The organism is Pseudomonas sp. GL93 (assembly GCF_003408955.1).
Lineage (GTDB): Bacteria > Pseudomonadota > Gammaproteobacteria > Pseudomonadales > Pseudomonadaceae > Aquipseudomonas > Aquipseudomonas paracarnis.
This window is the reverse complement of sequence record NZ_NKRF01000067.1, coordinates 33,739-53,121: the sequence shown is the minus strand read 5'-3', so window position 1 is coordinate 53,121 and position 19,383 is coordinate 33,739. Positions and strand designations below refer to the sequence as shown.

Sequence of the window (19,383 nt, the reverse complement as noted above, 5' to 3'; positions counted from 1 at the left end):
TAATCCCGGTACTTTCAGCCCTGGTTCAGCCTGGGCGCGTGCCAAGCCGTCAAACTGGCGCGCCTGTAACGACCCACTTAGCCGTTCATCAAATCGACTACCGAGGTCGCCATGAAAAAATTCCGATTGCCTGGCCTGTTACTGCTTGCCCAGGCCACCACTGCACTGGCTAGCGAAACGCCAACGGCGACTGACGACAAAGGCTTCTGGTACGCCCAGACAAGCGTCTACACCCGGCACTTTGCACCCGACCCGCAACACAACAACAAACAGGACCTGATCGGTCTGGAGCGCAATGAGGCGTCGGGCCTGGTGTATGGCGGGGGGACCTTTCGCAACTCGTTCCGCCAACGCTCGTACTACGCCTATGCGGGCAAGCGCTATGACATGGCCGACTACCCGGTCTATGCGAAGTTGACTGGTGGACTGATCCAGGGCTATCGCGGCGAGTATCGCGACAAGATCCCGTTGAATCGTTTTGGCGTAGCGCCAGTGATCATTCCGTCCGTGGGGACCCACTACGGGCCGGTCGCGGCGGAGTTGGTGTTGCTGGGGTTCAATGCAGCGATGGTGACGACTGGCTTACGCTTCTGACACGACACTGTCCCCTGTGGGAGCTGGCTTGCCTGCGACAGCGGTGCGCCAGTCGGCAAATGAGACACTGACCCACCTCTATCGCAGGCAAGCCAGCTCCCACATTATTCAGCGCAACACTTCAGGGCCGTGGGGCGTAGGCAAACACGTCAGCGCGCATCCGGTGAGCATCCATACCGGCGTCGACCAATGCATCCAGGGTGCCATAAATCATCGCCGGTGAGCCGCTGGCGTAGACATGTACCGTGTTGAGATCGGCAATGTCCTCGCACACCACCTCGTGCAGCAAACCGCAGCGCCCCTCCCAACCACACAGGTCGCTGACCACTTTGTGCAGGAACAGATTGGGCAATTGCAGCCACTGATCCCAGTGCTCGATCTGGTAGAAATCTTCCGGGCGCCGTACGCCCCAGTACAGGTGCACCGGGTGCTTGAAGCCCGAAGCGCGACAGTGCTCGATCAGACTGTGCATCTGCGCCATACCGGTACCGGCGGCCATCAGCACCAGTGGTCCGTCCGGCAACTCGGCCAGGTGGGTGTCACCGAACGGCAGTTCCACACGGGCCATCTGGTTGCGCTGCAATTGTTCGATAAGGTTGCGCGCACTGTCCTCGCGCACCAGCACATGCAGCTCCAACTCACGCCCGGCATGGGGTGCAGAAGCCAGGGAAAACGCCGACTTCTCGCCGTTCTCCCGTTCGAGCATCAAGTATTGCCCGGCGTGGTAACGCACCGCATTACCGGCCGGGGCACGCAGGCGCACACGCCAGACATCGCCGCCGACTTCCACGCACTCGATCAATTGGCATGACAATTTGCGCAACGGCAACTCTCCTGGCGCCAGTACGCCATCCCACAACACAATGCAGTCTTCCAGCGGCTCGGCGATGCAGGTATAGAACTCGCCATGGTCGCGCACTTCACCGGCCTGGCTTACCCGGCCCTCCACCAGCAACGCCGCACACACATGGCACACGCCATTGCGGCAGGCCTGGGGGCATTCGTATCCCAGGCGGCGTGCACCTTCGAGGATTCGTTCGCCAGGGACCAGCTCCAGTACAGCGCCGGAAGGTTGCAGGGTTACACGCATCAATCTATTCCCAATTCTTTCCAGATCGCATCGACACGCGCGGTGACGGCTTCATCCTTGACGATCACCCGGCCCCACTCGCGAGTGGTCTCACCCGGCCACTTGTGGGTGGCATCCAGGCCCATTTTCGAACCCAGGCCCGATACCGGCGAGGCAAAGTCCAGGTAGTCGATCGGCGTGTTATCGATCATCACCGTATCGCGCTTGGGGTCCATGCGCGTGGTAATGGCCCAGATCACGTCGTTCCAGTCCCGCGCATTGATGTCGTCGTCGGTCACGATAACGAACTTGGTGTACATGAACTGTCGCAAAAACGACCACACACCCAACATGACGCGCTTGGCATGCCCCGGATACGACTTCTTCATGGTCACGATGGCCATGCGGTACGAACAGCCCTCGGGCGGCAGGTAGAAGTCGGTGATTTCCGGAAATTGCTTCTGCAGGATCGGTACGAACACTTCGTTGAGCGCCACGCCGAGGATGGCGGGCTCATCGGGCGGACGACCCGTGTAGGTGCTGTGGTAGATCGGCTTGACCCGATGGGTGATGCGCTCGACGGTGAACACCGGGAAGCTGTCGACTTCGTTGTAGTAACCGGTGTGGTCGCCGTACGGGCCTTCATCGGCCATTTCACCTGGGTGAATCACGCCTTCAAGAATGATTTCGGCGGTGGCCGGCACTTGCAGGTCGTTACCGCGGCACTTCACCAGCTCCGTGCGATTACCGCGCAACAAGCCGGCGAAGGCGTACTCGGAGAGGCTGTCAGGTACGGGCGTGACTGCGCCGAGAATGGTCGCCGGGTCGGCACCCAGGGCCACGGACACCGGGAACGGCTTGCCGGGATGCTTTTCGCACCACTCACGGAAGTCGAGGGCGCCGCCACGGTGGCTGAGCCAGCGCATGATCACTTTGTTACGGCCAATGACTTGCTGACGGTAGATACCGAGGTTCTGGCGATCCTTGTTCGGGCCCTTGGTGACAGTCAGGCCCCAGGTGATCAACGGGCCAACGTCGCCGGGCCAGCAGGTTTGCACCGGGAGCATGGCCAGGTCGACATCATCGCCTTCAATGACCACTTCCTGGCACACCGCGTCCTTGACCACCTTGGGGGCCATGGCGATGATCTTGCGGAAGATCGGCAGTTTGGACCAGGCGTCCTTCAAGCCCTTGGGCGGCTCGGGCTCCTTGAGAAAGGCCAGCAGCTTGCCGATCTCGCGCAGTTCGCTGACAGACTCGGCGCCCATGCCAAAGGCCACGCGCTCGGGAGTGCCGAACAGGTTGCCCAGCACCGGGATATCAAAGCCGGTCGGGTTTTCGAACAACAGCGCCGGGCCCTTGTTGCGCAAGGTGCGGTCGCAAATCTCAGTCATTTCCAGCACCGGAGAAATCGGCATCTGGATACGTTTCAACTCTCCGCGCTGCTCAAGTTGCTGCACGAAATCCCGAAGATCCTTGAATTTCATTAACCATGCCACCCGTAAAATAGGCGTACATCCTACCTGCTCTGAGGGCGGCTGGCAGCTTAATTGGCCGTCAATCCGCGTGATTGCAACGAACTGAACAACGGCTCCAAGAAGGCTTCGATGTGTCGCGCGCCGACGTCTGAAAGATGGTTATCGTCGGTATACAGCGCGCGGCCATTGAGTTCGACCCGGCACAACCCATCGGCGCCGCACAGTAATGGCGCGGGGTCCAGCACCGCGACACCGCTGTCGGCAGCCGCCAATTCATCAAACAAGTGCGTGATAAAGGCCTGGCGCTTCACATGCTCGGCCACGGCCAGCCCTTCACCGTCCACGGGCCGGTTCATCATGGCCAGGCGGCTGAGACGGTAAGGCACGATGATTTCCTGCAGCGGCACTTCCTTGACCAGCCAGACCTTGTGGCCGGCAGCGCGCAAGCCCTGGATGCGCTCGCGCAGGCCCTGGGCAAAGCGTTGTTCGGCGACGGCGCGCACATACTGGCCGGTGCCGGGGTCTTTGAGCGCATGCTCCTTGTCACCGGACATTTGCCCATACACATACAGGCTCCAGCGGGCGGCCAACACCACATCGCTGAATGTCTGCTCAGCCATGGCCTTCTCGACGCGACGGTTGAAATGCGCGCAGCGGGCAATATTCTCCAGGCCATCGAGGGGAATACAGCCGGCAAAACTGGCTTCGACCAGGCTGATATCGTGACGATCAGCGCCCTCTTTGAGTGCCGGTATCAGCGCGGTAGCGTGACTGTCACCCCATACCAACGCTGAAACCGATTGGTCTTTGGGGCCGAAATGGCAGAACAAGCGTTCATCGGGCGTATCTTTGTCGGCCATGCACGCCAGCAGGTCAGGGCTCCACTTCTTGGCCTGGGCAAAACGCAACGCCTGTTCGGACAAGCGCGAAGGCACGCCGTCAGCTTCGCGTATCGCAAGGCCAGTGAAGCCCAGCCCCAGAATGCCGACCATGGCTGACGCCAGAATCGCCTTACGCGAAGCCAGCAAACGTTTTTCCCGGAACGGCGTTTCCACGAAGCGCCAGGACAGATAGCCCAGCACCAGCGAAAGCAGCATCAGCCCCGCCAGTTCCAGCGCGCTCAAGCCATCCACCGCGGCGTAGTTGGCGTACACGAATACCGGCCAGTGCCAGAGGTACCAGGAATAAGAGATCAGCCCGATACCCACCATGATCCGCGTGCCCAACAGGCGAGCGACCCACGTCTGTTGCTGGCCGTTGGCCCAGATCAACCCGACCACACCCAGCACAGGCAACAACGCAGTCGCGCCTGGGAACGGCGTTTTCGCGTCGTAACCCAATACAGCGATGAGGATCAATGCCAGGGAAGCCAGGCTGACCCCTTGCGCCAAGGCCGGCGAGGCGCGCCATTCACGCTTGGGCTGCACCGCCAGCATCGCACCGGCCAGTAGCTCCCAGGCCCGCAGATGCAACAGGAAGAAAGCTTTTTGTGGCTCATGCTGAACCGCCCAGACGCTCATGCCAAACGACGCCAGCAGCACCGCGAACAATGCCAGGCGCCAGTGCTTCAAACGGCTGGAAAGCAAGGTCAGCAGCAATGGGAAGAAAATATAGAACTGCTCTTCTACCGCCAATGACCAGGTATGCAGCAAGGGCTTGATGTCCGATGAGGCATCGAAATAGCCGTGCTGGCGCGAGAACAACAGGTTCGAGGTAAAGGTCACCTGATAATGCGCAGACCGCCCCAACTCTTCATAGTCCTTGGGCGCCAACAGAAACCAACCCACTGCCAGTGTCGCGGCGATCATCACAAACAGCGCGGGCAAGATACGCCGGGCGCGGCGAGCCCAGAAGTCGATGAAGCTGAAGCGTCCGGCTTGACGCTCACGCCAGATAATTGACGTAATCAGGAAGCCCGAGATGACGAAAAAGACGTCAACGCCAACAAAACCGCCAGTAATGCCAGGGACACCAAAGTGGAACAACACGACTGCAAGGACGGCGATGGCACGCAGGCCATCGATGTCTCTGCGGTAAGCAAGGGTGGTCATAAGAATGTGGTCAGTCTGCGACGAAAGGGATGAGCGAAGTCACGCGTCAATTTTTGTTACTTAACGGATACTTATGCCACAAAAATCGCAGAATCTCGACGCAAAAAAAATGGCGCCCCATTAAGGGCGCCATTTTTTTGGACCTGAAACGCTGTATTACTTGCGTTTCATCGACAGGAAGAACTCGTCGTTGGTCTTGGTGGTTTTCAGCTTGTCGATCAGAAACTCGATGGCAGCGACTTCGTCCATCGGGTGCAGCAGCTTGCGCAGGATCCACATACGCTGCAGTTCGTCGTCTGCCGTCAGCAACTCTTCGCGGCGGGTGCCGGAGCGGTTGATGTTGATCGCAGGGAACACACGCTTTTCAGCGATGCGACGGTCCAAAGGCAGTTCCATGTTGCCGGTACCCTTGAACTCTTCGTAGATCACTTCGTCCATCTTCGAGCCGGTTTCAACCAGCGCGGTGGCGATAATGGTCAGCGAGCCACCTTCTTCGATGTTGCGCGCGGCGCCGAAGAAACGCTTCGGTTTCTCCAGGGCGTGGGCATCGACACCACCGGTCAATACCTTGCCGGAGCTCGGGATCACAGTGTTGTAGGCACGGGCCAGACGGGTGATGGAGTCGAGCAGGATCACCACGTCCTTCTTGTGTTCGACCAGGCGCTTGGCCTTTTCGATCACCATTTCGGCAACCTGCACGTGGCGGGTTGGCGGCTCATCGAACGTCGAGGCAACCACTTCGCCGCGCACGGTGCGCTGCATCTCGGTCACTTCTTCCGGACGCTCATCGATCAACAGCACAATCAGATGAACTTCAGGGTTGTTACGCGCAATGTTCGCGGCGATGTTCTGCAGCATGATGGTCTTACCGGCTTTCGGCGGTGCGACGATCAGGCCACGCTGGCCTTTGCCGATCGGAGCGCAGAGGTCGATCACACGGCCGGTCAAGTCTTCGGTGGAGCCGTTACCGGCTTCCATCTTCATGCGCACGGTCGGGAACAGCGGGGTCAGGTTCTCGAAGAGAATCTTGTTTTTCGCGTTCTCGGGGCGATCGAAGTTGATCGTGTCGACCTTGAGCAGGGCGAAGTAACGCTCGCCTTCCTTCGGAGGACGGATCTTGCCAACGATGGTGTCACCGGTGCGCAAGTTGAAGCGACGGATCTGGCTCGGCGAGACGTAGATATCATCTGGGCCGGCGAGATAGGACGCGTCTGCAGAGCGGAGAAAGCCGAAGCCGTCCTGGAGAATCTCCAGCACGCCATCACCGGAGATTTCCTCGCCGCTTTTCGCGTGCTTCTTGAGCAGGGAGAAAATCACGTCCTGCTTGCGCGAACGGGCCATATTTTCTATGCCCATTTCTTCGGCCAGTTGGAGCAGGTCGGTAATCGGCTTTTGCTTGAGTTCAGTCAGATTCATATAGGAATGACGTAATCATTTATGGAGGGGGGAAATTAAGCTTTTGGCTTAATGAGGCCGCGCCGCAGAGAAGGCGACAGGATCGCGTACTAATCGAAAAGGAATGCGTCGGCGACGGCTTGCAGGGGGCAGTGGAGAAACCACTGCGGGGCCGAATGTACCACCTGGATTTCGGAGCGTCTAGCCCTGTTTCACGAAAAAGCCCCGCAATTTGCGGGGCTTTTTTGACGACGCTTAGATGCTCGCGTCGAGGAAAGCTTGCAGCTGGGACTTCGACAGCGCGCCCACTTTAGTCGCTTCGACGTTGCCGTTCTTGAACAGCATCAGGGTCGGGATACCACGCACACCATGCTTGGCCGGGGTCTCCTGGTTCTCGTCGATGTTCAGCTTGGCAATGGTCAGCTTGCCTGCATAGGTGGTTGCAATGTCGTCCAGGACCGGAGCGATCATTTTGCAAGGGCCGCACCATTCAGCCCAGTAGTCAACCAGCACCGGGCCGTCAGCCTTGAGGACTTCGGCTTCAAAGGTCGCGTCGGTGACGTGCTTGATAAGATCGCTGCTCATGGATGTCTCCGGATTGTAAGCAAAAAAAACGTTGCCCATCATAGCCGCCCTTCCCCTGTTCAGGAAGCCGCGTCTGATTGAGTCTTGCTATGAAGTTGAATGAGTGTGGATATGACTCGTCACGGCGTAGCGGGCGTCACGAACGCAATGCCCGTGCGCAACGCTGCATTACGTATATGTTCCTGCATGCTTTTCTGCGCCGCCGTACTGTTGCGGCGGGGCAGGGCGCGCCGGATTCTACGATGTTCCTGCCAGGTTTCCATGGCCCGTTCCGGCCGGATGAACGGTAGCTTCTGACTTTCCAGAAACACTTCGGCGCTGGCGCTGAGGATGCTCACCATGGCCTGGTTACCGCTGGCCAGCAGAATACGCTGGTGAAATTCGAAGTCCAGGCGGGCGGCCGCTTCGAAGTCGCCCGCCTTGAGCACTTTGCGCATGGCTTGGACGTTGTCTTGCAGGCTGTCCAGTGCATCAAGGGTCAGTGTCACTGCTGCCAACCCGGCCGCAAACCCCTCCAAGGCGTAGCGCAGCTGGAAGATATCCGGCGGCGTGGCCTGCGCCGCGAAGGGCCAGGCGAACCCCGGTGCCTCTTGCACGTCCTGCACGAACACGCCCTTGCCCGGCTGCACGCTGACCACGCCCAAGGCGCTAAGGGACGACAGCGCCTCACGCAACGACGCCCGGCTCACCCCCAATTGCAGAGCCAGGTCGCGCTGGGACGGTAACGCATCGCCCGGCCCGAAGCCTTGCTCCTTGATCAGTTTGCGGATGGCCTGAAAGGCCGCTTCCGGTACGGCTTGGGCAATGGAATTCATAAAAAGCTCAGGGTTCCCAATAGCGTGTGTGACCCGTTGTAAAACTATTCACGGCCGGCTGCAAGCCACGCCCCAAAGGGGCTCGCAGCTTTTTGCCGACGCTCGAAAAGAGTGCGAAAAACCTGACCACTGTTCAGACCAGTAAGACCACTGCACCTCAACAAACATCAGCCTTACAGACGATCCGAAGGGTGCTGGCATGGGCTGTGCACTGGGCAAACTCAGAAAATTCCTTCGCCTTTTTCGGAGAGTTGCCATGACCAAGCGCTACAGCGCCCTGCTCACTGCCCTGTTTGCCAGCCTGATGCTGAGCCAGGCACCCGCCCAGGCGAATGGTCTGGATGACATCGTCGCCCGTGGCACCCTGAAGGTTGCCGTGCCCCAGGACTTCCCGCCGTTTGGTTCGGTCGGCCCTGACATGCAACCCCGGGGCCTGGACATCGACACCGCCAAGCTGCTGGCCGACCAACTCAAGGTCAAGCTGGAACTGACGCCGGTGAACAGCACCAATCGCATCCCGTTCCTCACCACTGGCAAAGTCGACCTGGTTATTTCCAGCCTGGGCAAGAACCCCGAGCGGGCAAAGGTCATCGACTTCTCCAACGCCTACGCGCCGTTCTACCTTGCCGTGTTTGGGCCGCCTGATGCCGCCATCGCCAGCCTCGACGACCTCAAAGGCAAGACCATCAGCGTGACCCGTGGCGCCATCGAAGACATCGAGCTGACCGCGGTAGCGCCCAAGGAAGCCACGATCAAGCGTTTTGAAGACAACAACTCCACCATCGCTGCCTACCTGGCCGGCCAGGTCGACCTGATCGCCAGCGGCAACGTGGTCATGGTGGCCATCAGCGAACGCAACCCCAAACGCGTACCGGCGCTGAAGGTGAAGCTCAAGGACTCGCCGGTGTACGTGGGCGTGAACAAGAACGAGCCGGCGCTGCTGGAAAAGGTCAACCAGATCCTGGTGGCGGCCAAGGCGGACGGACGGCTGGAAAAGAACGCGATGCAGTGGCTCAAAGAACCGCTGCCTGCCGACCTCTGACGCGGAGCTCAAAGATGGCCTATCAATTCGACTTTGTGCCGGTGCTGGCCAATACCGACCTGCTCCTGCGTGGCGCGCTGTTCACCCTTGAGCTGACGGCCATTGGCGCCATCCTCGGCGTGGCCCTGGGCACTGTCGGCGCCGTGGTACGGGCGTGGAAGATCCAACCGTTTGCGTGGGTCTTTGGTGTGTATGTCGAGTTGATCCGCAACACGCCGTTCCTGGTGCAACTGTTCTTCATCTTCTTCGGCCTGCCATCCCTCGGGTTGAAAATTACCGAGTGGCAAGCCGCCGTGCTGGCGATGGTGATCAACCTGGGGGCCTACTCCACCGAGATCATCCGTGCCGGCATCCAGGCCATCCCACGGGGGCAACTGGAGGCGGCCGCTGCACTGGCAATGACGCGCTTTGAAGCGTTTCGCCATGTGGTGCTGCTGCCGGCCCTGGGCAAGGTGTGGCCAGCCCTGAGCAGCCAGATCATCATCGTGATGCTCGGTTCGGCGGTGTGTTCGCAGATCGCGACTGAAGAATTGAGCTTTGCTGCCAACTTTATCCAGTCGCGTAATTTCCGGGCCTTTGAAACCTATGCCCTGACCACCCTGGTGTACCTGTGCATGGCGCTGATGATTCGCCAATTGCTCAACTGGATCGGCCGACGGTTTGTCATGAGGAACAGCCGATGAGTGATTTTTCGTTCTGGGACATCGTGCGCAACCTGCTTACTGGCCTGCAATGGACGCTATTGCTGTCATTGGTGGCGTTTGTGGGCGGCGGCCTGATCGGCCTGCTGGTGATGACGATGCGTATCAGCCGCAAAGCGTTCCCACGCAATATTGCCCGCACCTATATCGAACTGTTCCAGGGCACGCCACTGCTGATGCAGCTGTTCCTGGTGTTTTTCGGCGTTGCCCTGCTGGGCGTGGACATATCGCCCTGGCTGGCAGCGGCAATCGCATTGACCCTGTTCACCAGCGCTTATCTGGCCGAGATCTGGCGCGGTTGCGTGGACTCCATCGCCCATGGCCAATGGGAAGCCTCGGCCAGTCTGGCCCTGAACCCTTTTGAGCAACTGCGTTTTGTGATCCTGCCCCAAGCCCTGCGCATTGCCGTCGCGCCAACGGTGGGTTTCTCGGTGCAGGTGGTCAAAGGCACCGCCGTGACCTCGATCATCGGTTTCACCGAACTGACCAAGACCGGCGGCATGCTCGCCAACGCTACCTTTGAGCCGTTTATGGTCTACGGCTTGGTGGCCCTCGGCTATTTCCTGCTCTGCTACCCCTTGTCCCTCAGTGCGCGCTACCTGGAAAGGAGACTGCATGCCTCTGCTTAGAATTTCTGCCCTGCATAAGTATTACGGCGATCACCACGTACTCAAGGGCATCGACCTGACGGTGGAAGAAGGCCAGGTTGTGGCGATCATCGGCCGCAGCGGCTCGGGCAAGTCCACCTTGCTGCGCACCCTCAATGGCCTGGAGTCGATCAATGACGGTGTGATCGAAGTCGATGGCGAATACCTTGATGCCGCCCGCGCCGACCTGCGCAGCCTGAGGCAGAAAGTCGGCATGGTGTTCCAGCAGTTCAACCTGTTCCCGCACCTGAGCGTCGGCGAAAACGTGATGCTTGCACCGCAAGTGGTGCAAAAAGTGCCCAAGGCCAAAGCGGCACAGTTGGCCAGGCAAATGCTCGAACGCGTTGGGCTGGGCGAGAAGTTCGACGCCTTCCCCGATCGGCTGTCCGGTGGTCAGCAGCAACGAGTCGCCATTGCCCGCGCGCTGGCCATGTCACCCAAGGTGCTGTTGTGCGATGAGATTACCTCGGCCCTGGACCCGGAGTTGGTCAACGAGGTGCTCAGCGTGGTGCGTCAACTGGCCAAGGACGGTATGACCTTGATCATGGTGACGCACGAAATGCGCTTCGCCCGGGAAGTCGGCGACAAGCTGGTGTTCATGCACCAGGGCAAGGTGCATGAAGTCGGCGACCCGAAGGTGCTGTTCGCCAGTCCGCAAACCCCCGAGCTCGCCAACTTCATCGGCTCAGTGGAACAGCCGGACTGACCAGCTCGAAGCTGCCCCGCCCGTCCAGTACCGTCTGATTGCGTACCTGCAGGGCGGCTGGGGACAGGTCGGTGTCGATGTCGACCTGGGCAGTCAATTGCTTTCCAGCCGTTTGCGCCACCAGGACCTGGCCCGGTAACAACTGCCCGCTGGCACTCTCACCGGGCACGTGTGACAGCGCCCACCCAACGGCACGCCCGTCCACTTGGGCATGCCTGAGAGTCAGGCGAAAACGCCCCTCACGCCCAAAACGAAAGCCCTGGCCATCCGCTGCTCCGGTAAATCGTAATGCCATTGCCGAAGGCTCTGCGCAAAGTACGCTCAGGTGCACCGTGCGCGTACCCAGCACGACTGAGGGGCTTTCGTCCAATGCCTCCTGGCGAATAACGCCATAGTCGATACGCGGCTGGCTTATAGACAGCCGGCAGTTTTCAGCGCGCACGCCCTCAGCCAGCAATACGCCGCAGAGCAGTACGAACCCCATGCTTTTCAGCTTAGCGATCATGGCACACCGCCGATGTTGTCTCATAGAACTTGTCATTGTCGGGTTGAGTCTCGGCGGTAAGGCTTAGCAGGCAGGAGGAAGAGTCCGGCAATGAAACACGCAGGGTTTGCGAGTCGTTGAGGTCGTTCAGGAAAATCATGCCCTCACCCACCACACTGGTCAGGAAACGATTGTCCTTGCCGAACACCGAGGCGCCCTGAGGCAACGGCCGCCCTTGCTGATCGTGGACGGTGAGCAGCACACGGCGCACTTTGACCACATCGAATGCCACGGTATTGAAAGACCCCCGGCCGGCGGCGAGCACATGGGTACCGTTTTTCAGGTCAACACGCTTTGGCAGAGACTGAGTCTGCACTTCGATGCGACTGTTGGTGTACGCGGGCAAGCCAGGTATAACGGCCTGCCCGCTGAAATCGGTCCACACTGGGCCTTGCGGGGTGTCGATTCTTGCAGCGCCGATATCCCCTACCGAGGCAATACCAAACGTGTCCTGCACGGCATACGGCGAAAAGGTTACTCCGCCTCCGTGCGCCACCACGCCGCCTTGCAACTGCCCCGTGTAGTTGGTGCTCAGCGGATCGCGACTAATCCCCAGGCCGATCCGGGTATAACGAGGCATCAGATCCACCTGGCCACGTACCGATTGCTCGCGGGCACTGAGGTCGCGCTCGATACCCACCTCGTAATTCACATACTCATTGACCCGCTCACTCAACGCCGTACCGGCACGAGACTGATCCCCGCGACGACGGATATAGCTGTTCACGCGACGATCACCGCCCAGGGGCACGCTGACCTGCAGGCGCACGGACAACTCATTGTCCCGGGCCGTTTCGCGCCGGCTGCCGACACCGTTGGCGTCGCGGCGCGAATGAGTACCGCCCACCTGCGAGTCGGCGACCAACGCGACATCGACACGATTGAACGATTTATTCCATGACGCAAACACGTGCTCAGCCGTTTGCCCGTCGACTTGAGAACTGCGTGTATAGCCCAGGGAAAATGCGCCCAGCGTGGTGTCGACCCAGCTAACGCCCGCCGTGTACTGATTCTTGAAGCGCGAGTCCAGCACGTCGGCCTTGGTCGGCCGGCCCGCTTCAAGTACCTCGCGATACCCTCGGGTCTGCGTGGTTGCGCTGAGGTTAAGATCTATATCGGCGTACACAGGACTGCTGACGGACACGCTGCTGCGTGACCCGGATACGGCATTACGACTATCCCGAGACACGTTATGGCGTGCGCCTACAGAAACCCGCTGGAAAAACACGCTGCCCAGGGTACCGCCTGCCGACCAGTATTCATCGGCGTTCAACAAGCCAAAGCCGGCCGAGGAGTCACGGCCCAGGCCCCACGTGCCGCTGGCCATGGCGACTACCGGCGACGGGGCTTCCTCATGCTCGTTCTCACGCACCTTGCCAAGGGAGAAATAATAGCCCGGTACCGCTGGCGCAGCCCCTGCGAAAGAGGCCGCCGGCACCACGAAACTGCGCCTGGCGCCCCGCACATCGATGACGCTGACCTCCAGGTCGCTGGTGCCGTTGAGCAACGACAAGCCCGTCAGCCGGAAGGGGCCTTCGGGCACCAGCGTGCTGTGGATCAACACGCCTGACTGGCGCACTTCAATCCGCGACTGGCTCTGGGCCAACCCCTCTACCACCGCATTGTTGCTGCCCGCCGCTGCGCGCGATTGGCCATCGGGGGAAAACTGCACTCCAGACAGCTGGATGCCGCTGAACAGCGGGTTATTGCTGGAGAGCTGACCCACTTGAAAAGTCGATTGCAACGCGGCGATATCCCGCTGGGCATAGGCATAAAGGTGCTCGGTACGGGCCGTCCCATTGTCAGAGACATAGAATTGGCGACTGCGAACAATCCAATCACCCAGGTTGAAACCCGCCTCGGTATTGGCCGAAACGAACCGGCTGGGCCCACTGCTCGAATGGCTGTCAAAACCCTGCACGTCATAGTTGAACAGCGCCGCCGCGCCACCCCGGGCGAACTCCCCGGCCTCCCATTGCGGCTCACGCAGGGCCCCGGTCGGCACCACCAGCGCTACCTCATCGCTGCCGGGCCGCAGCCGCACCATCGTCGTCGGGAAAACCCCGAGGAAGTCGTGGCAGGCCTGATCCTTGGTGGCAGCTTCGCCAACGATGCCAGCGGGTTTCACCAACCCGGCTTTTTCCAGCAGTCCAGGGGTAAAACACAATTGTCCTTGCGAGTCGAACCTCGCATCCACAAGCCCGAGCGGGTTTCCGTTGACCCGCAACCCCACCACATGAACACCTTCGCGAAAACGCGCGGCTGTGCGGAAGTAATCAGAGACTTTCGGGTCAATGCCGTGCGTGGTCAATGCCGCAACGTCGAAGCCTTCGCCCAACTCCATAGCAGGAACAGCGCCAGGCAAGCTCCACAATGTCGCAACGCCCATGAGCAGCGAGGGTCGACGGGACCAAAACGAGGTCATTAATGGTTTACGCGACAGGTTTGTCATGGGTCGATCAACCTCTATCGGTATTGATCGAGGCCCGATAGCTGCCCGCCGAAAAGCCGTAGACCGTGGCTGGCTGCATCTCAACTGCAGTCATACCCTCCAATAGCCCTTCAACCGTCAATGCCAGCGTTTCACCTGGCAAAACGTATGCACGCGGCAAAGTAGCTGGGGTTCCTTGCGGAAGTATCTGCACCTGCGGCGCCAGGCGCACTACGTATGCACTGTCGTTGTGAACCATGAGACGCTCTCCCACACGCCTCCACTCCAGCAGTTCCCATGGAGAATGATGCTCAGGCAGGCCGCGTGGGTGCAGGATCAGCGGCAAACTCTGCCGAAGGGTGATACCAATGGTCGCAGCGCCAGCCGCACGCGCCTGGGGGATACCCTCGAAAGTCACGCGTTTCAACCGCTGGGTCTTCAATGGTTCCTTCAAGGTGCTGATGAAACGGACCAACTGGGTTTCACCCGCCTCTACTCGCGTAATAGGAGGTGTCACAATCAATAGCGGCTCCACATCCTCGGGCATGTTGTGCACGACGGAATGAAGCAGCGCGGGCGCCGCATCAGTATTTTTGATATTCATCGTGGCCTCCCCTTGTTCTTCGTAGAGCAAGACCACAGTTGTTTCCGGCAACATTCCATCCGCCGCCGCAATGGGGATAAAACACAGCCCCACACTTGCACAAAATACGAAAACACAATTCTTTACTGAAAGGCCATTCACTCAGTTTCCCCCAAACTTGAAGCTGACTACTTTGTAGCCAGAAAAAACAGCCGATAAGAAACGGACACTTTCTAACCAGCTGTATTTTATTTCTTAGAGTTCGATGTAGCTCAATTCAAGGGTTGCGCGCCCATCAAGGGTAATCTCACGGCCCAAGTCCAATTCCGTGCTTTTGTTAATAACCGGCCTCACCGCGATAGTGCCGATCAGTTGAGTAATGGAGGCCGGCGTGTTGGGCGTGCTGCTGCGCCACGAATGCAGACTAGGCGATTGGGCGACTTTACCGTCGCCGCTCTGCCAGGCACCTGACCCGACACGCATGATGGGATACAGGGTTGTGGTCGGCGACCGAAGGTTTTTGAGAGTGATCGCAAATCCACCGGTTTTACGACCGGATACAGCGCCCAAGCCATAGTTGTGTGCCTCGGTGTAGCCTGCTCCAAGCACATTGAGAATGCCCGGCACCTTACTGCCGGACTGCAGGTCAACAAACTTTAGCCCGAAACGGGCGGCCGTGGTTCCGCAACTGACGGTCAGGGGCGTGGTCTTTTCCGCCAGCGGAGTGAACGCTGTAGGAGACAGCTGCCCAGAAGGAATGTCGCCATAGTTGATAATACCGCCACCGGTCATACTGAGGTTGCACGCGGCGGGCTTGATGGTACCCCTGACGATCAATTCGGCACTGGTGGATGCATGGGCGTTGAGAGCTGCAGCGAGATAAGCAATACCAAGAGTCAAACCAACAATTTTTTTCATATTCAACCTGTCACTGAAATTTATCAGGCATGTTTATTTCGGCCTTGAAGATACAAGGTCATAAATAAATAACACCACGGCAAAATTGCCGAGTGACAGTCTGTCGCGTTGGCACTTCACTGAAGAATAAGACGACACTCCAATTATCGTGGGATCGATAAAAACAAACTGTGGGCCAAGCCTCTCCAAGCAGTAGTCTTAAACAAAAAAACAAGTAGAATATCGAAGCTAAGTTTGTAGGCGAAATCATAATCGGCGATAAAACAGCCCTAAGTTAAAAATCCCTATAGCCCTCACGTATACGCCAACAGAAGCCCGGAACGGCAACCTACCTTTCCGTCAGGGATTGCTTACAGACAACCTCGGAGAGCTTCCCGAAGCACAACGCGTTGGCGTCAGCGGTCGATCGTGGCACGATGGCAAGGTTATCGACCGAGATCCCCAAACCATGCCGCAATCCCAAGCCAAGAATCTGTCCTTGATCGCTGCCATCGACCTGGGCTCCAACAGCTTTCATATGGTCGTGGCCAAGGCCCAGAACGGTGAGATCCGCATCCTTGAGCGGCTCGGCGAGAAAGTGCAACTGGCCGCCGGGATCGACGACGAGCGCAAGCTCAATGAAGAATCCATGCAGCGCGGCCTCGATTGCCTCAAGCGTTTTGCGCAACTGATCAACGGCATGCCCCCTGGCGCGGTGCGTATCGTTGGCACCAACGCCTTGCGCGAGGCCCGCAACCGCAACGAATTCATCCATCGCGCCGAGGAAATCCTCGGGCATCCGGTGGAAGTCATCTCGGGACGTGAAGAGGCTCGCCTGATCTACCTCGGCGTGTCACACACTCTGGCCGATACGCCCGGCAAACGCCTGGTGGCGGACATTGGCGGCGGTAGCACCGAGTTCATCATCGGCCAGCGTTTCGAACCGCTGCTGCGTGAAAGCCTGCAGATGGGGTGCGTGAGTTTCACCCAGCGTTATTTCAAGGATGGCAAGATCACCCCGGCGCGCTATGCCCAGGCCTACACCGCAGCGCGTCTGGAAATCATGAGCATCGAACACGCCTTGCACCGCCTGACCTGGGATGAAGCCATCGGCTCGTCCGGCACCATCCGTGCCATCGGTCTGGCCTTGAAAGCCGGTGGCCATGGCACCGGCGAGGTGAACGCCGAGGGCTTGGCGTGGCTCAAGCGCAAGTTGTTCAAGCTGGGGGATGCAGAGAAAATCGACTTCGACGGCATCAAGCCCGACCGCCGCGCGATTTTCCCTGCGGGCCTGGCCATTCTCGAAGCCATCTTCGACGCCCTCGAACTGCAACGCATGGACCATTGTGACGGCGCCCTGCGCGAAGGCGTGCTCTACGACCTGCTAGGCCGGCACCACCACGAAGACGTGCGCGAGCGCACCCTCAGCTCGCTGATGGAGCGTTATCACGTTGACCTGGAACAAGCCGCACGCGTGGAGCGCAAAGCCTTGCACGCGTTCGACCAGGTGGCCGAGGACTGGGACCTGGAAGATGGAGTCTGGCGTGAGCTATTGGGCTGGGCAGCCAAGGTGCACGAAGTGGGCCTGGACATCGCCCACTACCATTACCACAAGCACGGCGCCTACCTGATCGAACACTCGGACCTGGCCGGTTTCTCCCGGGAAGACCAACAGATGCTCGCGCTGCTGGTGCGCGGCCATCGCCGTAATATTCCCAAGGACAAGTTTGCCGAATTCGGTAAAGACGGCATCAAGCTGATCCGCCTGTGCGCGCTACTGCGCTTTGCGATCCTGTTCCACCACATCCGTGGCACCCAGGAAATGCCGCAGGTCAAACTGCATGCCGATGGCGACAGCCTGGAAGTGATGTTCCCCAAAGGCTGGCTGGATGAAAACCAGCTGACCCAGGCTGACTTCGCCCAGGAAGCGGAATGGCTGACGCGGGTGGGGTTCAGCCTGAACCTGCGCTAAAGCACACTGCAAAACAAATGTGGGAGGGGGGCAAGCACTCTCCCAGATGAGCCAGCGCCCCACCTCCCCCCTTGTCACTCACTTGCTCGTACATACCTGTCAAATATGACAGTTGTGTACGTTCGCCGTTAGGTCTTTACTCCTGCTTAAGCGCCATGCGTAACAGGCAGTAACGCGAAGGAAAAGCAGACCGCACCGCTCCAGGGAGGGGCTTAACATGAAATCGTCCGCTATCACTATTTTGGGATTTGGATTCTATGCTGCTGGATTGAGCGTTACTCATGCTGCTGCGTGGGTACCGTTTTCCGCGACCTTAGGGACGCAATGCGTACCAATCGACATCAATGACAGCGGCACCACTGTAGGCATGTGCCGACCGGCCAGTGATACCGCCAACAACATCCCATGGGTAGCCGACGGTGCCGCACACGGCGCCCAGACTGCACTGCCCCCTCTGGCGAGTGGGCAACCTTGCAACCTTCGGGCAATTTCCAACAACGGCAAAGTGATGGGTAATTGCGCGGACGCGAGCAACTCGCATTTCGGTTCGGTATGGGCTGCAACATCACCAGCGGCTACCCCCTTAAAACTGGATTCGCTACCTGCGCCGTTGATCCCCTTATTACGCCCCAAAGATGTCTCAACCAAAGCGGTTGCGATCAATGATCAGGGCGACGTGGCGGGTTCAAGTTTTGATGCCGATAACCAGGGAACTGCGGTGTTTTATGCGAACGGCAGCGGCACCCCGGAACGGGTGTCCGGCTGGGGGGACAATTGCGCCGTCGCAGATATCAACTTGCCCACCAGCGGCACCCCACAGATCGCTCTCAATTGTCCAAATAGCGCGGGCAACACCACCGCCCGAGTCGCAGAAAAAAGTGGGCTTTCGTACAGCATGACCAACCTGGCATTGCCCACAGGGGCCAGCTATTGCACAGTCAGCCGCGCGATTAACGCCTCAAAGTTCGTCGGAACATGTATTTATCCCAACTCGGCAGTGAATGTGAGAAAAAGCGCATTCTGGAGCGATAAAACGTCTACGCCGCTAGTGCTAACGCTTTCGTCAGACTCCAAAAACATGGCCATAAGGATCAATGAGTCTGGCCTGGTGCTGGTCTCCCAAGCCACCGCAGATGGGCTAAACCAGTTCATGACTTGGTTCCCTTCGCGTTTCCCCATCCCCGCCATTGCATTCATTACTTTACCTGTTGGTAGCAAACAGGCCGACGCGGGCATGATTGCCAATGGCAATGTTGTTGCACTGAATATCCTCAACGCAGGCCAGCACGAACAGGGTTGCACTTGGAAACAATCGGTGGGGACAGTGTGCTTGCCACCCATTGGCGGAGGCAAAATCAACACGGTTGTAGCCATTTCCAAAAACGGAACCTACATGGCAGGTACAGCCATGGATGCCACGCAAACCAATATCCCTGTCACTACGACGCTACCCTGAATTCAACCATGTCTGACAAGAAAACAAAGTCTTTGGAGTGCTTGCACTAAAAAGGAGTCGCAGTGATGAAATACGCAATGGTAATCAGCGGTTTTCTCTACATCTGGGTTGCTAGTCTGGCAGCTATGCCAGAACCAGCTCAGGCTGCGGGAATGCACAACGGAACATATTACCCAGGAGGCGAACTTTCCGAAAACCCAGGTTGGCGCTGGATAGAAACTTTATTCGAAGGGGAAGAAAAAGAACCAGACCCTGTGGATGCTACCTCTGTTAAAGAGGCCAATGCATCTACCCCCGATTGTGCTGACGGATACCGATGGGGGCGTGCACGACCTGACGATCCCATCACAAAAATTTATTGCTGAGGGATTAACCCAAGCGCCGCCGACGACAACTGCCCCAACTGCGGCGAATCAG

Annotated in this window: 18 protein-coding genes; 8 read left to right on the top strand and 10 right to left on the bottom strand. The window is 58.8% G+C overall.

Annotation, left to right across the window (positions count from 1 at the left end):
* Window positions 1–111 precede the first annotated feature (111 nt).
* On the top strand, window positions 112–594 hold the full coding sequence (locus CER19_RS12305; RefSeq protein ID WP_116666616.1) for a sn-glycerol-3-phosphate transporter: 483 nt from the start codon (window positions 112–114) through the stop codon (window positions 592–594).
* Window positions 595–715: 121 nt separating this feature from the next.
* Here CER19_RS12305 and CER19_RS12300 read toward each other — a convergent pair whose 3' ends face one another.
* From CER19_RS12300 to CER19_RS12275, 6 genes are all read right to left on the bottom strand, one after another.
* The gene (locus CER19_RS12300; RefSeq protein ID WP_116666615.1) at window positions 716–1,684 is read right to left on the bottom strand and encodes a CDP-6-deoxy-delta-3,4-glucoseen reductase; all 969 of its coding nucleotides are present in this window, start codon (window positions 1,682–1,684) and stop codon (window positions 716–718) included.
* On the bottom strand, window positions 1,684–3,150 hold the full coding sequence (ubiD, locus tag CER19_RS12295; protein WP_003195329.1) for a 4-hydroxy-3-polyprenylbenzoate decarboxylase: 1,467 nt from the start codon (window positions 3,148–3,150) through the stop codon (window positions 1,684–1,686). Before ubiD ends, CER19_RS12300 begins: the two co-directional genes overlap by 1 nt.
* Before the next feature lie 59 nt (window positions 3,151–3,209).
* Entirely contained in the window at window positions 3,210–5,192 is a 1,983-nt protein-coding gene (locus CER19_RS12290; RefSeq protein WP_116666614.1) for an acyltransferase family protein, read from the bottom strand.
* 156 nt (window positions 5,193–5,348) lie between these two features.
* A complete protein-coding gene (rho, locus tag CER19_RS12285) occupies window positions 5,349–6,608 on the bottom strand; it encodes a transcription termination factor Rho (RefSeq protein WP_003176825.1) in 1,260 nt (419 codons plus the stop codon).
* 234 nt (window positions 6,609–6,842) lie between these two features.
* The gene (trxA, locus tag CER19_RS12280) at window positions 6,843–7,172 is read right to left on the bottom strand and encodes a thioredoxin TrxA (RefSeq protein ID WP_003195333.1); all 330 of its coding nucleotides are present in this window, start codon (window positions 7,170–7,172) and stop codon (window positions 6,843–6,845) included.
* 119 nt (window positions 7,173–7,291) lie between these two features.
* Window positions 7,292–7,987: a FadR/GntR family transcriptional regulator gene (locus CER19_RS12275; protein ID WP_116666613.1), complete on the bottom strand. Its 696-nt coding sequence runs from the start codon at window positions 7,985–7,987 to the stop codon at window positions 7,292–7,294.
* Between the two features lie 256 nt (window positions 7,988–8,243).
* On the opposite strand from CER19_RS12275, the gene CER19_RS12270 reads away from it, so the two are divergent.
* From CER19_RS12270 to CER19_RS12255, 4 genes are read left to right on the top strand one after another with little or no spacing between them, the layout of a single operon-like run.
* Window positions 8,244–9,029 carry a transporter substrate-binding domain-containing protein gene (locus tag CER19_RS12270; protein ID WP_116666612.1) on the top strand — a complete coding sequence of 262 codons (786 nt, stop codon included), beginning with the start codon at window positions 8,244–8,246 and terminating at the stop codon, window positions 9,027–9,029.
* Between the two features lie 14 nt (window positions 9,030–9,043).
* Window positions 9,044–9,712: an amino acid ABC transporter permease gene (locus CER19_RS12265; protein ID WP_014720424.1), complete on the top strand. Its 669-nt coding sequence runs from the start codon at window positions 9,044–9,046 to the stop codon at window positions 9,710–9,712.
* Window positions 9,709–10,359 (top strand): amino acid ABC transporter permease, encoded by a 651-nt coding sequence (locus tag CER19_RS12260; RefSeq protein ID WP_116666611.1) that lies wholly within the window; start codon window positions 9,709–9,711, stop codon window positions 10,357–10,359. Before CER19_RS12265 ends, CER19_RS12260 begins: the two co-directional genes overlap by 4 nt.
* Window positions 10,346–11,083 (top strand): amino acid ABC transporter ATP-binding protein, encoded by a 738-nt coding sequence (locus CER19_RS12255; RefSeq protein WP_116666610.1) that lies wholly within the window; start codon window positions 10,346–10,348, stop codon window positions 11,081–11,083. Before CER19_RS12260 ends, CER19_RS12255 begins: the two co-directional genes overlap by 14 nt.
* On the opposite strand, the gene CER19_RS12250 is transcribed toward CER19_RS12255, so the two are convergent.
* From CER19_RS12250 to CER19_RS12235, 4 genes are all read right to left on the bottom strand, one after another.
* Entirely contained in the window at window positions 11,055–11,588 is a 534-nt protein-coding gene (locus tag CER19_RS12250; protein ID WP_116666609.1) for a hypothetical protein, read from the bottom strand. The two genes, CER19_RS12255 and CER19_RS12250, sit on opposite strands and share 29 nt — an antisense overlap.
* Window positions 11,578–14,052 (bottom strand): fimbria/pilus outer membrane usher protein, encoded by a 2,475-nt coding sequence (locus CER19_RS12245; RefSeq protein ID WP_371921547.1) that lies wholly within the window; start codon window positions 14,050–14,052, stop codon window positions 11,578–11,580. The genes CER19_RS12250 and CER19_RS12245 overlap by 11 nt, the downstream gene beginning before the upstream one ends.
* 34 nt (window positions 14,053–14,086) lie before the next feature.
* Window positions 14,087–14,803: a fimbria/pilus chaperone family protein gene (locus CER19_RS12240; RefSeq protein ID WP_116666607.1), complete on the bottom strand. Its 717-nt coding sequence runs from the start codon at window positions 14,801–14,803 to the stop codon at window positions 14,087–14,089.
* 93 nt (window positions 14,804–14,896) lie between these two features.
* Window positions 14,897–15,559 carry a DUF1120 domain-containing protein gene (locus CER19_RS12235; RefSeq protein ID WP_116666606.1) on the bottom strand — a complete coding sequence of 221 codons (663 nt, stop codon included), beginning with the start codon at window positions 15,557–15,559 and terminating at the stop codon, window positions 14,897–14,899.
* A 448-nt stretch (window positions 15,560–16,007) separates the two neighbouring features.
* Between CER19_RS12235 and ppx the strand changes: the two genes are divergently transcribed.
* The 3 genes from ppx (at window position 16,008) to CER19_RS28605 (ending at window position 19,331) form a co-directional block, all read left to right on the top strand.
* Window positions 16,008–17,510 (top strand): exopolyphosphatase, encoded by a 1,503-nt coding sequence (gene ppx, locus CER19_RS12230; RefSeq protein WP_003195352.1) that lies wholly within the window; start codon window positions 16,008–16,010, stop codon window positions 17,508–17,510.
* A 217-nt stretch (window positions 17,511–17,727) separates the two neighbouring features.
* The gene (locus tag CER19_RS12225) at window positions 17,728–18,966 is read left to right on the top strand and encodes a hypothetical protein (RefSeq protein WP_116666605.1); all 1,239 of its coding nucleotides are present in this window, start codon (window positions 17,728–17,730) and stop codon (window positions 18,964–18,966) included.
* A gap of 65 nt (window positions 18,967–19,031) precedes the next feature.
* On the top strand, window positions 19,032–19,331 hold the full coding sequence (locus tag CER19_RS28605) for a hypothetical protein (protein ID WP_133298333.1): 300 nt from the start codon (window positions 19,032–19,034) through the stop codon (window positions 19,329–19,331).
* Window positions 19,332–19,383 lie beyond the last annotated feature (52 nt).